Below are 13,813 nucleotides of genomic sequence, written 5' to 3' on the forward strand. Positions count from 1 at the left end.
CAATATAGTTTAGGATAGATTTAGGAGGTTTACAGAACGCACTGAAATCTGTAAGTATCCACACTATCCTAAACTACATATCGAAAAATGTATATTTCGAAGCTCTTCTGTAACCTTTGATTATCTGTGTATAGTCTGCGTACGGTCAGGCCCTACGGAAACTATTTTAATAGGCACTTCAAGTTCTTTTTCCAAGAAATTGATGTATTCCTGTAACGATGCAGGTAGCTGATCGGCGCTGCTCATTTTTGTAAGGTCTTCTTTCCAACCTTTCATTTCCGAGTAAACTGGCGTTACATTCTCCGCTTCGATATTAAACGGAAGGTGCTCTATTTTCTCACCTTTGTAATTGTAGGCGGTACATACTTTTATGGTATCAAATCCACTTAAAACATCGGCTTTCATCATCATCAATTCGGTAACACCGTTAATGATTACAGCATATTTTAAAGCAACAAGGTCTAACCAGCCACATCTTCTAGGGCGGCCCGTGGTAGCACCAAATTCATTACCCACGCGGGCCATGGTCTCACCGTCCTCATCAAAAAGTTCAGTGGGAAAAGGGCCGCTACCAACTCGGGTAGTATAGGCCTTAAAAATACCTTTTACATCGCCAATTTGGTTTGGAGCAACTCCAAGACCGGTACAGGCACCTGCAGCCGTGGTATTACTGGATGTTACAAAAGGATAAGTTCCAAAGTCAATATCCAATAAAGAACCTTGCGCGCCTTCTGCCAATATTTTCTTTCCGCTTTTTTGAGCTTGGTACAGATATTCCTCACTGTCAATAAAAGTCAGCTCTTTCAATTCGGCAACAGACTCAAAGAAGTCTTTTTCCAATTCTGCCAAATCATACTGTATATCTACATTGTAATAAGCGATCATGGCTTCGTGCTTGTTGGCCAGATTGCGGTATTTTTCTTTCCAATCGGACATTTCAAGATCACCGATACGCATACCGTTACGGCCTGTCTTGTCCATATAAGTTGGGCCTATTCCCTTTAGGGTAGAACCAATTTTCGCTTTTCCTTTAGATGCTTCCGAAGCCGCATCCAACAAGCGGTGCGTAGGCAATATTAGGTGTGCTTTTCTTGAGATGAACAATTTGGACTTTATGTCTAAATTGAACTTTTTTAATGCGTCTAATTCTTTTTTGAAGATTACCGGGTCTATAACTACCCCGTTACCAACAATATTTAAGGCATTTTTGTGAAAAATTCCCGAAGGTATCGTGTGCAATACGTGTTTTATGCCATCAAACTCCAATGTATGCCCTGCGTTTGGGCCTCCTTGAAATCTAGCGATGATGTCATAATCTGTTGTAAGTACATCAACAATTTTTCCTTTTCCTTCGTCTCCCCACTGTAATCCTAACAATAAATCTACTGCCATTTAAAATTTTGGTTAGCTGTTCGTGTTTTCGTTTTTATTTCGAGTACCATAAAAATAAAGGGAGTGTGTATTGATTTTGATATCAAAAACTTCCTCAATGGTTTTCTTTATAGATTGAATACGAGGATCACAAAATTCCATTACCTCACCGGTATCGGTTAAAATAACATGATCATGTTGGCGATCAAAATATGATTTCTCGTATTGTGCCTGGTTTTTGCCAAATTGATGTTTGCGAACCAGTTTACACTCCAATAAAAGTTCTATAGTGTTATAGAGTGTAGCACGACTTACCCTGTAGTTCTTGTTCTTCATGTTTATGTACAGCGATTCAATGTCAAAATGATCTTCGCTATCATAAATTTCTTGAAGTATGGCATAGCGTTCGGGTGTTTTTCTATGCCCATTTTCTTCTAAAAAAGTGGTGAAAACGTTTTTTACGATTTCTTGATTTTTGTTGGCTGCCATAACTAGGGTTATATTCGTCAATCCGCAAAGGTACGGTTATATTTTAATTACGATTCTAAATTCTTGTGACTTTATCTATTCCGTTAATTTTCTTCAGATTTGCCATCAATTTTTTTAGAATACCATTATTTTTAACAACTACGGTAATGGTGCCCTTAAATGTACCGCCATCCGTACTAAAGTTAAGGTTGCGGATGTTTACGTGCATATTGTCCGATATAACCTCGGTAATCTCACTTACCAAACCTAAGTTGTCAATTCCCGTAAGGCGTATTTCAGATAGGAATTCTTCTTGGCTGGAATCTATCCATTTGGCACTAATAATGCGGTATGCGTAGTTAGACTGTAATTGTATGGCATTGGGGCAGTTCTTTTTATGCACCTTAATACCTTCGTTTACACTTACGAAACCAAATACTTCATCCCCGGGAATGGGATTACAACATTGCGAAAGTTTGTACTCCAGTTTCTCTTCTTCTTTGCCAAATACAAGAACATCGTATTTGGAAGTAATCTCTTCTTTTTGGACTTCCAACGGATTGGGGTTCCTTCTCATTTTGTTTTTGAAGAAACTTATAAAGGCGTTGGAGTAGGAAGACGAAAAGTCTTTGAGCATTTGGTTGTCTATAGATCCAATGCCTACCCGGTAAAAGAGATCCAGACTGGTTTTTAGCTTAAAGAAAGTTACCATTTTGTTGATGGAATCTTCATTAAGCGTAACTTTCTGGGATTTTAACTTTCTTCGGAGAATTTCTTTGCCTTCTTCAGCAACCGATTTTTTCTCTTCCCGTAAAGAGGATTTTATTTTGGCCCTTGCTCTAGCGGTTGTAGCATAGTCCAACCAGTTTTGGTTGGGTTTTGCCTGTTCTGAGGTAATTATTTCTACTTGGTCTCCGCTATGAAGTGTAGTGTTCAGTGGAACAAGCTTTCCGTTTACTTTTGATCCTCGCGTGCGCATCCCCACTTCTGTATGGATATTAAAGGCAAAATCCAATGGGGTAGCCCCTTTGGGTAATGATTTTAGTTCGCCCTTAGGGGTAAAGACAAAGATTTCCTTGGCATACAAGTTCAGTTTAAATTCCTCAACAAAGTCTACCGCATTGGTGTTGGCGTTCTCAAGCGCCTCTTGTAAACGGTTAAGCCAGACTTCAATACCCTGTTCTTTCTGGTCGCCATGCTTATATTTAAAATGTGCGGCATACCCTTTTTCCGCAATTTCATGCATACGTTCACTACGGATCTGAACTTCTACCCAACGTCCTTTTGGCCCCATTACGGTAATATGTAGGGCTTCATATCCTGTGGATTTAGGCGAAGAAATCCAATCCCGAAGCCGCACAGGGTTGGGGGTAAAGTGATCGGTTACGATGGAGTAGATTTTCCAGGCCAGGAATTTTTCGTTCTGCCGATCCGATTTATAAATAATGCGAATGGCAAATTTGTCATATATCTCCTCAAAAGAAACATTCTGGGCTTTCATCTTTCGCCTAATGGAGAAAATGGATTTCATCCTGCCCTTAATGTAGTAGTTAAGTCCCTCTTCTTTTAAAGATTTATCTATAACTCCCGAAAAAGCATCTATATAAGCCTGTTGGTCTTCTTTGGATTCCTCGATCTTACCCTTAATACCGTTATAAACATTAGGTTCGGTATACTTTAAACTGAGGTCTTCCAGGTCTGTTTTAATATTATAAAGCCCAATACGGTGTGCTAAAGGGGCGTAGATATACAAAGTTTCGGAAGCCATTTGTACCTGCTTATGCTCGGGCATGGCATCCATAGTAAGCATGTTATGGTACCGATCTGCGATTTTAATGATAATTACACGAACATCGTCATGAAGGGTGAGCAACATCTTCCGAAAGTTTTCGGCCTGTTGTGAGGTGCTCATATCCTTTTTTAGGTGCGCAATTTTGGTAAGACCATCTACGATACGGGCAACGGTTTCACCAAACATCCGTTCAATATCATCCAGTGTGTATTCCGTATCCTCAACCACGTCATGTAGTAGGGCAGATGCTATGGATGTAGCATCAAGACCAATTTCCGAAGCTACTATTTTTGCCACCGCTATAGGATGGAATATATAGGCTTCGCCGGATTTTCTCCGTTGGTTTTTATGAGCGTCTACGGCAATTTCAAATGCAGAGCGTATAAGCGTTTTATCATCATCCGATAGGTGTTGATAGCTTATACGTAGCAATTCTTTGTATTGCTTCGCAATCTCTTTATTTTCCTTTTCTATAGCTTCCTGGGTCATATTCAAATAAAAATAGAACAATCTTGGCAGTCGTACAACAAAAATTATTCCTCTTTTTAGGCTATGGTCAAAGTGTCTTTAATTTTAAATAAGGCTATTGGGGTTACCGTTTTAGATTCTGAATCCTGTCCAAAAGAGTAGGGTGGGAATAGTGCATAAAAACGAAAGCAGGATGGGGCGTAAGGTTGCTTAAACTGTTTTTGGACAATTTCTTTAATGAGGTGATGAGTGGTAATGCGGCATAGGTGTCTTTGGCATAATCATCTGCTTGATATTCAAATTTTCGGGAAAAGTGGTTCATGATCAAACCTGTAATTTCCGAAATGGGACTGTATAGGATAGCAAAACCGATCAAGGCTGCATGAAAACTAGGTTGAGACACGCCAATAGCTATGGATACCGCCGGATTATTGATGAACAATGACAGTACGAATAGCGTAACACCCGTTAACGCCAAAGAAGCGATAAGATTAAAGATAATGTGTTTTTTCTTGTAATGTCCTACTTCATGTGCCAAGACGGCTACGATTTCCTCTTCGTCCAAATCGTTGATCAAGGTGTCGTACAGTGTAACCCTTTTTTCTTTCCCGAAGCCGGAGAAATAAGCATTGGCTTTTGTAGAGCGTTTGGAACCGTCTATTACAAATATATTATTGAGTTCAAAGCCTACGTTTTTTGCAAATGCCTCTATTTTGGTTTTTAAACTACCATTTTCCAGAGGAGTTTGTTTATTGAACATAGGGACAATTAGTTTGCTGTAGAACAGGTTCATGAAAATTGTAAACACGGCTACAAGCGCCCAAGCGTACACCCAAAAATAAGAGCCCGCTAATTGAAAGAACCAAATAATCAATGACAAGATAAGTCCACCTACAATGGCCATCATCAACCATCCTTTTATTTTATCCATAAAGAAGGTGCTCTTTGTGCTTTTATTGAACCCAAATTTTTCCTCTATTACAAAAGTGGAATAATAGGAGAAGGGTAAGGTGATTATATCGCTTCCTATCATGATAATACCAAAGAACATAAGCGCCATGGGTATGGGTTGTTCGGTAACCGTTCGTACTATCTGATCGACCCATTCAAATCCTCCAAAAATTAAAAAACCTAAAGTCAAGAGAAATGAAAAGCTAGAGGTTAGCAGTCCAAAACGGTAATTGGTCTTTTTGTAGGCTTGTGATTTTTTGTATTCGGTTTCGTCAAAAACATCACTGAGCTCATCGGGAACGGGGTCATTGTAGCGTTTGGCGTTCAGGTAATCCAGAACGGTTTCAATGATAAACTGCAGTACAAGAATGGCTACAATAGTGTAAAACAGAATACTCATATGTTATCGTTTTTTGAAAAATGAAGTTGGCCCGATAGAAGAACAACGGCTTTTTATTGAAAATCTCGCTGTCTTTTGGCTTCAAAGATAAGAATAGCTGCGGATACGGATACATTCATGGAATCTATCTCACCTTGCATAGGTATAATAATGTTCTGTTTAGAACTGTTTAGCCATTCTTGGGAGAGTCCGTCTGCTTCTGTTCCTACAACAATGGCAGAGCCAGGTTTAAAATTGGTTTTGATATAGTTTTCAGAAGCGGATAGTGCGGCACAATAAATGGCAATGTCCTGATTTTTTAAAAAATCAATTACTTCGGTAGTGCTGCCCATGGCTATTTTGTTGGTAAATACGCAGCCCACGCTAGAACGAATAATATTAGGGTTATAGAGGTCCGTTCTTGGGTTGGCAATAATAACAGCATCTAAGTTGGCGGCATCTGCGGTACGTAAGAGTGCACCAATATTTCCAGGTTTCTCAGGAGCTTCGGCCACAAGTATAAGCGGATTCTTATTTGGGAGTTGCAAATCGCTCAACAAAGTTGTTTTACTTTTAGCAATGGCTAAAATACCTTCGGTGGTCTGTCTATATGCTAATTTCTGGTAGACATCCTTTGTAACTTCAATGTATTCGGGTGTTAACGAAGATTCTTCAAAAAGAGCCGTAGTTTCGTTCGTGTCAATTACTTCCGCTTGAAAAAGTACGGTTTCAATTTCATACCCTCCTTTTAGCGCCAATTGAATTTCTCGAAATCCCTCTATTATAAAAAGCCCGGATTTCTTACGTTCCCTGGATTTCTCTTTTAGGAGCAGGATTTTTTTTACCAACGAATTTTGGGCGCTAGAGATTTGCTTAATTTTATGCATACGGCAAATGTAAATAAAAGAGGAATTCTGCGACCTATGCATCTAACACTAAAAACAATCACATGGAACGAATTTTTTCAATTTTATTGGTATTGGGTCTAACCAACTGTAAAGAAGCTCCAAAGGAAAGCAAACCGGCTGAACAGGCAACGAAAACGGAAATGCCAGTTAAGGAAAATTACTACCCTGAAGCATTAAACAAAGTTTTTGATGCCCACGGGGGATTGGCCGAGTGGAAAAACAAACGAACACTCAGTTTTGAATTGGTTAAGCCAGATGCTAATGAGAAGCACACGGTGGATTTGTATTCAAGAAAAGATAAAATTGAAATTCCGCCTTCAACTATTGGATTTGACGGAAAAGATGCTTGGTTACTAGATGAGCAGAAGGCCTACAAGGGTAACGCTAACATGTACCACAATCTTATGTTCTATTTTTACGCAATGCCCTTTGTTTTAGCAGATTCGGGTATAAACTACGGAGAGGCGGAAGATTTGGAGTACGAGGGTAAAAAGTACCGGGGAATTCATATAAGCTATAATGGTGGGGTAGGCGCTTCTTCTAAAGATGACTATTTCTTGTATTACGACCCGGCAACCTACGAAATGGCATGGTTAGGGTATACATTTACTTTTGGAACCAATGAAAAATCGGATAAGTTGAGCTTTATTCGTTATAATGATTGGGGTACCTTTAATGGGGTAAAATTGCCAAAATCAATTTCATGGTACACCAATGAGGGAAGGACTATTGGGGAAGTTAGGAATACAGCCCAGTTTAGCAATATTTCATTGGAGGAAGCATCAAAACCTGATGCATTTTATGCCGTTCCCGAAAATGCAAAAGTCATCTTAAATCCCTAAAATTTCTTATTTTTTTAAGTACCTTGTATCTTTAAATTTTATTTGGATATGGAGGTATTGTTATTCGGCATTGCCAAAGATATAGTAGGTAAGTCATCTTTCCGTTTTGCGGAAGGTGACGAGGTGCCTAAATCTGTTTTGGAATTGAAACAGAAATTAAAGAACAGCTTCCCGGATTTCGGGAAGCTTTCTTCTTTAGCGGTAGCCGTGAACAGCGAGTATGCGGAAGATAGTGAAAGTCTGAATCAAGGAGATGAAATTGCTATAATACCACCGGTAAGTGGTGGTTGATTTTGATATATGGTTATAGAAATTGTAGATATAATTGATCCCGGAAAGGTCTATACAGAGCTTTCGCATCCCAATAGCGGGGGTATTTGCGTCTTTGTAGGTGCTGTAAGGGAGTTTACCAATAATGAAGAGGTTACAGGTCTGGAATTTGAGACTTATAAAAATATGGCTCTCAAAGAGATGGGAAAAATAGCGACTGAGGCCACTGAAAAGTGGAAGTTGAACAAAGTGGTTATCCGTCATGCCGTTGGAAAAAAGGCAGTTGAAGAGCCAGTTGTGGTGGTAGGGGCATCCTCTGCACACCGCGATGCTTGTTTTGAGGCCTGTCGTTATTTAATAGACACTTTAAAAGAGCGTGTGCCCATCTGGAAAAAGGAAATTTTTAAGAATAAAACGGTTTGGGTTTCGGCACATCCATAGGAACTAAAAAGAACGATACTGAAAAATTAGGAACAATCCTTATTTTTTATTTACACGGAGAATGATAAATGTATGCTGGTAGACAATCATAATAGAACTATAAATTACGTCCGTTTGGCGGTAACGGACCGTTGCAATTTGCGCTGTAACTATTGCATGCCGGCGGAGGGAATCAATTTTGCTAAAAACGATAAGCTTTTTACTATAGATGAGCTTTCGCGATTGAGTGAAATTTTAGTGTCCCAAGGCGTGGATAAAATTAGGATTACCGGCGGGGAGCCATTTGTACGTAAGGATTTAATGGTGCTTATGCGTCATATGGCGCAACTAGAAGGTCTTAACGATATATCTATTACCACTAACGCTACGTTAATAGGTCCTTATATTGATGAGTTGAAGGAATTGGGCATCAAGAACATTAACGTAAGTATGGATGCCATTAACCGTGAGACTTTTGAAAAAATCACACGTCGCAATCAGTATGATACGGTCCATAACAATATTATTCGGTTAATTACGGAAGGTTTTAATGTTCGGATTAATTTTATTGCCTTGGATGGTCAGAATACGGAAGATATTCTACCTATGCTAGAGCTTACCAAGCATTATGATGTGTCCGTGCGTTTTCTTGAAGAGATGCCCTTTAACGGAGGAAGCAAGACTTTTGAGAGCATTGCATGGGACTACAAGCGGATTCTTGGGTACATTAAAGAAGCCCATCCCGGTTATTACGAGTTGGAATCGCCTAAAACATCAACCTCCATCAATTATAAAATACCAGGGTTCAAAGGTACTTTTGGGGTTATCCCATCTTTTAGCAGAACATTTTGTGGTACCTGTAACCGTTTACGAATTTCCGCTACGGGAGATGTAATTACCTGTCTTTACGCACAGCCAAGCATGAACCTGCGAGCTATTTTGAGAGTTAAGGATTCTGAAGAAAAAATAAAGGAAAGTATTTTAAAGGCCATAGGAAGCCGTTCAAAAACGGGCTTTGAGGCGCAACAGAAATACAAAGGCGTATTCTCTAATTCAATGACCTCAATAGGGGGCTAGATTCATGGAAAAAAAACTTTCACATATAGATGCTTCGGGTAACGCGGCCATGGTAGACGTATCCGAAAAAAAGGTAACGGCAAGAACTGCTGTAGCTTCGGGGCGCGTTGAGTTTCCTAAAGGGGTTTTTGAAACTTTGGCGGCTCAAGATTTTCTAGGTAAAAAAGGTAGCATAATTCAAACGGCGGTAATTGCGGGTATTCAGGCGGTAAAGAAAACATCGGAATTGATTCCGCTTTGCCATCAAATCAACCTTTCAAAGGTACAGATAGATATTTTGCCCAAAAATCAGGCTTTAGAGATTACGTGCACCGTAAAATGTACCGAAAAAACAGGGGTTGAGATGGAGGCGTTGACCGGAGTTTCGGTTAGTGCGCTCACCATTTATGATATGTGTAAGGCGCTTTCTCATGACATACAAATTAGCGCTATTCAATTGAAAGAAAAAACAGGAGGAAAAAATGATTATAGGTCCTAAAATATACGGTTTGGTTCTTGCTGGTGGAAAAAGCACCCGAATGGGAAAAGACAAAGGTTTAATACCTTATCATGGCATGCCACAGCGCGATTATCTTTATAATCTTTTGGGAAGGGTCTGTGATAAGACGTTTTTAAGCATCCGGCCGGAGCAGCAAGATGAGATTGCAGATGATGTAGCGGTAATCGTAGATGAGAACAAGTACAAAGGACCTTACAACGGACTCCTTTCGGCCCATTTACAGCATCCGGATGTGGCTTGGTTGGTTTTGGCCTGTGATCTTCCTTTAATGGATTTAAAGGCGTTACAGGAATTGATTGCGGCCCGTGACCCTAATAAAGTGGCGAGTTCCTTTGCTCAAAAAGAAGACCCGTTGCCCGAGCCGTTATGTGCTATTTGGGAGCCAGCGGCCTTTAAGGAGAGTTTGGCCTATTTGGAAAGTGGTAACGGAACCTGTCCTAGAAAATATTTGATTAATAGTGATGTGAAATTGGTTTTCCCTTCTGACCCGAATGTGCTTTTGAATGCCAATTCCGAGGAAGAATACAAGGAAGCCATCGTGAAATTAGCAGTGGAATGAACGCAGAACGCTACGACCGACAAACAATTTTAAAGGAATTTGGAATGGAGGCCCAGCTCAAATTACAGTCGGCTAAGGTGCTGGTGGTAGGAGCTGGCGGACTGGGGGTTCCTGTGTTGACCTATCTCAATGCGATGGGGGTAGGAACTTTGGGGATTGTAGATAATGATGTGGTTTCTCTTTCAAACCTACACAGACAAGTGCTCTATTCTGAAAGCGATGTAAAAAAGCCTAAGGTAGCAACAGCCGTTCAAAAACTGAAAGATCAGAACTCTGAGACCCATATTATTTCTTACGAAACCTTTCTAACTCGTGATAATGCACTTGAAATCATAACGGATTATGATGTAGTGGTAGATGCTTCAGATAATTTTCCAACCCGCTATTTAGTGAACGATGCTTGTGTAATCCTGAATAAACCATTTGTATATGGGGCATTACATAGCTTTGAAGGTCAGGTGAGTGTGTTTAATTTTGAGGGAGGGCCAACCTACCGTTGTCTCTTTCCGGAAATGCCAAAGCCCGATGAGGTACCTAATTGTGATGAGAATGGGGTTTTGGGAATTATACCGGGAATTATCGGCAATTTTCAGGCCTTGGAAACGGTTAAGGTGATAACGGGAATTGGGCAGGTGCTTACGGGAAAGCTGTTACTTTTTGATGGATTGTCCAGTACGTTCCAGAAAATCCGTTTTGCGGCAAATCCTGAAAATCAGAAGATACATGCGCTGCAAGAGAGTTATGAGTTTAATTGCGAAGTGCCAATGAATTCTATTACTCCAGATGCTTTTCAAAAAATCATAGAAGAAAAAGAGGTGCAACTTATAGACGTAAGGACACCCAAGGAATTTAGTAGAAACCATTTATCTTTTGCCAAAAACATCCCACTTTCCGAGTTGGATGAACGTCATGATGAAATTGCATATGACACTAAGGTCTATGTGGTCTGCCAGTCTGGGGTAAGGAGTAGAAAGGCAGTAACAAAACTGCAGGGTATTCATGCCAATGCCAATCTGATTAATGTTGAAGGAGGGATGAACCAAATTTCAAAACATGCTCTTAAGTACTGAGAACTTGGTGCTCTTGTGTCTGGGATTCTTTATTGTTGCTACCCTGTATTCTTCAGTGGGCTTTGGAGGCGGCTCTAGCTATTTGGCGTTGTTAACACTCTTTTTAGGGGGCTTTTTTGCCATACGTTCCATTGCTTTAATATGTAATTTGGTAGTAGTTTCCGGTAGTACTTATTTATACTTTAAAAATGGCCATGCTAAATTTAAAGACTTTTTGCCTTTTGTTTTGGCCAGTATACCGCTTGCGTTTCTTGGCGCTTCGTTTAGATTAGAGGAACATATTTTTTTCCTCTTGTTGGGTTTTTCTTTGGTAACTTCCTCTATTTTCTTGGCCTCTCAAACTTTTGTAAAACACGATACTACCGAGAAAACAGTACAATTCCCTAAATTCATGACCTATGTATTGGGTGGTAGTATTGGCCTATTGTCAGGCTTAGTAGGTATTGGGGGTGGCATATTTTTAGCACCTATCCTAAATCACCTAAAATGGGATAAATCCATTAAAATAGCGGCTTTGGCGAGTTTTTTTATATTGGTCAATTCAATTTCGGGCTTGGCAGGTCTCGTTCAAGGTGGAATGTTAGAGCTCCCGTGGAAAGAAACCTTGGCACTTGTAGTATCGGTTTTGATAGGAGGGCAGTTGGGAATTCGTCTCAGCTTAAAGCGATTTACCCCCAAAGGCATCAAAAGGGTTACGGCCTTGTTGGTTTTTGTTGTAGGGGTTCGTATTTTGCTCAAATATATTCCGCAGGTATTTTAAACAAAATAGTTCTTTAAATTAGTCATATTGAAAATTCTTTTAAACCCGGCCTATGTTCCGGATATAGCTACTTTTTCCGTTATTGCCCAGCATGGGATTTGTTGGGAGGTACAGGATAATTTCCAAAAACAGACGTATAGAAACCGCGCCTACATTTGTAATGATAGGGGAAGGCATATGCTAAGTATACCTATTAAACACAGGGGTAAGGATCAGGGCAGGCAGAAATATAGTGAAGTAATGTTAGACAACACTTATGAATGGCAACGACAGCATTGGAGGACTCTTAAAACGGCCTATAGAACATCACCTTTTTTTGAGTTCTATGAAGATGAAATAGCTCCGCTTTATGAGCGTCAATATGAGTATTTGTTGGATTATAATTTATTGACCATAGAAACCATTTGCAATTGTTTACAGATGGATATGCCAACAGAAAGGACCGTAATTTATGAGGATAGTCCGCAAAACCTAGTTGACGGGAGGTTTTTAGTAAATGCTAAAAGGAAGCTGAATTTTGAACAGGAAGAGTACAATCAGGTTTTTTCCGATAGAAATGAGTTTTCTAAAAACACTAGCATATTGGATTTACTTTTTAATGAGGGTACCAACGCGCTAAATTACTTAAAGAGACAAAAACTAAGTTTTATAGATGCTTAGATTCATCATGCATTACGGCATTCATTTTTTGGTGCCTATTTTTATTGGTTGGTATTTTTATAAGGAATACCGTTTAAAGGCTATTCTTATTTTATTAGCCGGTATTGTCATAGATATAGACCACCTGCTGGCAACCCCCATTTTTTCTCCGGACCGCTGTAGTATAGGGTTTCATCCACTCCATAGTTATTGGGCCATAGCAGCCTATTTTTTGCTTTTTTGTTTTAAAAAGACCCGTATTTTTGGATTAGCCTTGTTGATACACATTTTAGCGGATGCCACGGATTGTTTTTTTCTATTTCAATCGAAATGAAGCCATAACCGGAAAATGGTCCGAGAATTTTTCATCAAAGTTTTTATGGCCCATAACTTCAAAACTGGAATCGGCCATAATAAAATCGATACGAATAGGAATCATTAAAAAGTTATACGTACGGCCATAACCAGACCCTTTTTCAATAAACGTATCCTGCATTTCACCTATGATAGTATGATACACCGAAGAGAATTGAGTGTTGTTAAAGTCGCCGCAGACCAAGGTTCTATAAGGACTCTTTGTTTTATGTTCCGCTATGATTTGTGCTTGTTGCTGTTGCCTTTTAAAGGCATTGGTTACTCTACGGTATAATCTCTCGGAAGATTGTGAGCGCAAAACTCCTGTACCTGGAGTAATTCCTAAGGATTGCATGTGTAAATTATAAATCCTTAGGGTGTCGCCTTTATAGAGAATATCGGCATAGGAGCCATTATTTATGCTATTGGGGAAGTTTATGATTTCGGCCTTAACAATCGGATACTTAGAAAATATACCCATATGAACCTTATTGCCAGCCGGTATTCGTTTTAAAAAATGGTAAGGATAGTCCAAGTAATCCTCTTGCATATCATGCCCTACTTCTTGAAAGCAGATAATATCCGGTTTCTCTCGCTCTACCAAGCCTTCTATCTCTTCGGGAATATTATCGTTGTCTAAAAATCGGTATCGGTTAAACGCACGTACGTTATAGGTCATCACCTTTAACTCGTCTTCTTTAAAATCAGTGGATTCCGATGATAATTTTATAAAAGTACCCAGAATAAAGTACCCAAAAATAAGAACGAACAAAGAAGTGAAAGCCTGTTTTTTAAGGCCTAACAACCAATACAAGAAAAAGAGGGTGTTGACTACTACCAATACAGGTACGCCCAAGCTTAAAATGGATAAAAAAGGAAAAAGCTCTAGGGATAGGTAAGGGACGGCACATGCCAGTAGGAGCACAAAGGCAAAAATGATATTAAAAAAGAAAACAATTTTATTAAAGAATGAAAGTCCCTTCATG

General features: G+C 39.5%; 16 protein-coding genes. 10 read left to right on the forward strand and 6 right to left on the reverse strand.

The window, feature by feature from the left end; translation table 11 throughout:
• Nucleotides 1-120: 120 nt before the first annotated feature.
• The 5 genes from H9565_RS11670 to H9565_RS11690 all read right to left on the reverse strand — a co-directional run bounded on the left by H9565_RS11670 (nt 121) and on the right by H9565_RS11690 (nt 6,316).
• Nucleotides 121-1,392 carry an adenylosuccinate synthase gene (locus H9565_RS11670; RefSeq protein ID WP_215439812.1) on the reverse strand — a complete coding sequence of 424 codons (1,272 nt, stop codon included), beginning with the start codon at nt 1,390-1,392 and terminating at the stop codon, nt 121-123.
• A 12-nt stretch (nt 1,393-1,404) separates the two neighbouring features.
• Complete coding sequence (locus H9565_RS11675; protein WP_215439813.1) at nt 1,405-1,860, reverse strand: Fur family transcriptional regulator; 456 nt, start codon at nt 1,858-1,860, stop codon at nt 1,405-1,407.
• 55 nt (nt 1,861-1,915) lie between these two features.
• A complete protein-coding gene (locus tag H9565_RS11680) occupies nt 1,916-4,120 on the reverse strand; it encodes a RelA/SpoT family protein (RefSeq protein ID WP_215439814.1) in 2,205 nt (734 codons plus the stop codon).
• Nucleotides 4,121-4,223: 103 nt separating this feature from the next.
• Entirely contained in the window at nt 4,224-5,450 is a 1,227-nt protein-coding gene (locus H9565_RS11685; RefSeq protein ID WP_215439816.1) for a M48 family metallopeptidase, read from the reverse strand.
• Nucleotides 5,451-5,503: 53 nt separating this feature from the next.
• Complete coding sequence (locus H9565_RS11690) at nt 5,504-6,316, reverse strand: TrmH family RNA methyltransferase (RefSeq protein ID WP_215439818.1); 813 nt, start codon at nt 6,314-6,316, stop codon at nt 5,504-5,506.
• A gap of 62 nt (nt 6,317-6,378) precedes the next feature.
• Between H9565_RS11690 and H9565_RS11695 the strand changes: the two genes are divergently transcribed.
• The 10 genes from H9565_RS11695 to H9565_RS11740 all read left to right on the forward strand — a co-directional run bounded on the left by H9565_RS11695 (nt 6,379) and on the right by H9565_RS11740 (nt 12,807).
• Nucleotides 6,379-7,179, forward strand: coding sequence for a DUF6503 family protein (locus H9565_RS11695; RefSeq protein WP_215439820.1), 801 nt, complete (start codon nt 6,379-6,381; stop codon nt 7,177-7,179).
• Between the two features lie 48 nt (nt 7,180-7,227).
• Nucleotides 7,228-7,470 carry a MoaD/ThiS family protein gene (locus H9565_RS11700; RefSeq protein ID WP_215439822.1) on the forward strand — a complete coding sequence of 81 codons (243 nt, stop codon included), beginning with the start codon at nt 7,228-7,230 and terminating at the stop codon, nt 7,468-7,470.
• Nucleotides 7,471-7,479: 9 nt separating this feature from the next.
• Nucleotides 7,480-7,890, forward strand: a complete 411-nt coding sequence (locus tag H9565_RS11705) for a molybdenum cofactor biosynthesis protein MoaE (RefSeq protein WP_215439824.1) — start codon at nt 7,480-7,482, stop codon at nt 7,888-7,890.
• Between the two features lie 72 nt (nt 7,891-7,962).
• Nucleotides 7,963-8,946 carry a GTP 3',8-cyclase MoaA gene (gene moaA / locus H9565_RS11710; RefSeq protein WP_215439826.1) on the forward strand — a complete coding sequence of 328 codons (984 nt, stop codon included), beginning with the start codon at nt 7,963-7,965 and terminating at the stop codon, nt 8,944-8,946.
• 4 nt (nt 8,947-8,950) lie between these two features.
• On the forward strand, nt 8,951-9,424 hold the full coding sequence (moaC, locus tag H9565_RS11715) for a cyclic pyranopterin monophosphate synthase MoaC (RefSeq protein WP_215439828.1): 474 nt from the start codon (nt 8,951-8,953) through the stop codon (nt 9,422-9,424).
• Nucleotides 9,408-10,004, forward strand: a complete 597-nt coding sequence (locus tag H9565_RS11720) for an NTP transferase domain-containing protein (protein WP_215439830.1) — start codon at nt 9,408-9,410, stop codon at nt 10,002-10,004. Before moaC ends, H9565_RS11720 begins: the two co-directional genes overlap by 17 nt.
• Complete coding sequence (moeB, locus tag H9565_RS11725) at nt 10,001-11,074, forward strand: HesA/MoeB/ThiF family protein (protein ID WP_215439832.1); 1,074 nt, start codon at nt 10,001-10,003, stop codon at nt 11,072-11,074. Before H9565_RS11720 ends, moeB begins: the two co-directional genes overlap by 4 nt.
• On the forward strand, nt 11,058-11,834 hold the full coding sequence (locus H9565_RS11730; protein ID WP_215439834.1) for a sulfite exporter TauE/SafE family protein: 777 nt from the start codon (nt 11,058-11,060) through the stop codon (nt 11,832-11,834). Before moeB ends, H9565_RS11730 begins: the two co-directional genes overlap by 17 nt.
• A 27-nt stretch (nt 11,835-11,861) precedes the next feature.
• Nucleotides 11,862-12,494: a WbqC family protein gene (locus tag H9565_RS11735; RefSeq protein WP_215439836.1), complete on the forward strand. Its 633-nt coding sequence runs from the start codon at nt 11,862-11,864 to the stop codon at nt 12,492-12,494.
• Nucleotides 12,487-12,807 (forward strand): DUF6122 family protein, encoded by a 321-nt coding sequence (locus H9565_RS11740; protein WP_215439838.1) that lies wholly within the window; start codon nt 12,487-12,489, stop codon nt 12,805-12,807. The genes H9565_RS11735 and H9565_RS11740 overlap by 8 nt, the downstream gene beginning before the upstream one ends.
• Here H9565_RS11740 and H9565_RS11745 read toward each other — a convergent pair.
• Nucleotides 12,790-13,812, reverse strand: a complete 1,023-nt coding sequence (locus H9565_RS11745) for an endonuclease/exonuclease/phosphatase family protein (protein ID WP_215439840.1) — start codon at nt 13,810-13,812, stop codon at nt 12,790-12,792. The two genes, H9565_RS11740 and H9565_RS11745, sit on opposite strands and share 18 nt — an antisense overlap.
• Nucleotide 13,813: the final 1 nt, after the last annotated feature.

The sequence above is a fragment of the Zobellia russellii genome (genome assembly GCF_018728565.1).
GTDB classification, from domain to species: Bacteria; Bacteroidota; Bacteroidia; order Flavobacteriales; family Flavobacteriaceae; genus Zobellia; species Zobellia russellii.

Bases quoted from the DNA above. Each gene is read 5' to 3' on its own strand.
- H9565_RS11670 (WP_215439812.1), bottom strand. From the start codon at position 1,392: ATGGCAGTAGATTTATTGTTAGGATTACAGTGGGGAGACGAAGGAAAA.
- H9565_RS11675 (WP_215439813.1), bottom strand. From the start codon at position 1,860: ATGGCAGCCAACAAAAATCAAGAAATCGTAAAAAACGTTTTCACCACT.
- H9565_RS11680 (WP_215439814.1), bottom strand. From the start codon at position 4,120: ATGACCCAGGAAGCTATAGAAAAGGAAAATAAAGAGATTGCGAAGCAA.
- H9565_RS11685 (WP_215439816.1), bottom strand. From the start codon at position 5,450: ATGAGTATTCTGTTTTACACTATTGTAGCCATTCTTGTACTGCAGTTT.
- H9565_RS11690 (WP_215439818.1), bottom strand. From the start codon at position 6,316: ATGCATAAAATTAAGCAAATCTCTAGCGCCCAAAATTCGTTGGTAAAA.
- H9565_RS11695 (WP_215439820.1), top strand. From the start codon at position 6,379: ATGGAACGAATTTTTTCAATTTTATTGGTATTGGGTCTAACCAACTGT.
- H9565_RS11700 (WP_215439822.1), top strand. From the start codon at position 7,228: ATGGAGGTATTGTTATTCGGCATTGCCAAAGATATAGTAGGTAAGTCA.
- H9565_RS11705 (WP_215439824.1), top strand. From the start codon at position 7,480: ATGGTTATAGAAATTGTAGATATAATTGATCCCGGAAAGGTCTATACA.
- moaA (WP_215439826.1), top strand. From the start codon at position 7,963: ATGCTGGTAGACAATCATAATAGAACTATAAATTACGTCCGTTTGGCG.
- moaC (WP_215439828.1), top strand. From the start codon at position 8,951: ATGGAAAAAAAACTTTCACATATAGATGCTTCGGGTAACGCGGCCATG.
- H9565_RS11720 (WP_215439830.1), top strand. From the start codon at position 9,408: ATGATTATAGGTCCTAAAATATACGGTTTGGTTCTTGCTGGTGGAAAA.
- moeB (WP_215439832.1), top strand. From the start codon at position 10,001: ATGAACGCAGAACGCTACGACCGACAAACAATTTTAAAGGAATTTGGA.
- H9565_RS11730 (WP_215439834.1), top strand. From the start codon at position 11,058: ATGCTCTTAAGTACTGAGAACTTGGTGCTCTTGTGTCTGGGATTCTTT.
- H9565_RS11740 (WP_215439838.1), top strand. From the start codon at position 12,487: ATGCTTAGATTCATCATGCATTACGGCATTCATTTTTTGGTGCCTATT.
- H9565_RS11745 (WP_215439840.1), bottom strand. From the start codon at position 13,812: ATGAAGGGACTTTCATTCTTTAATAAAATTGTTTTCTTTTTTAATATC.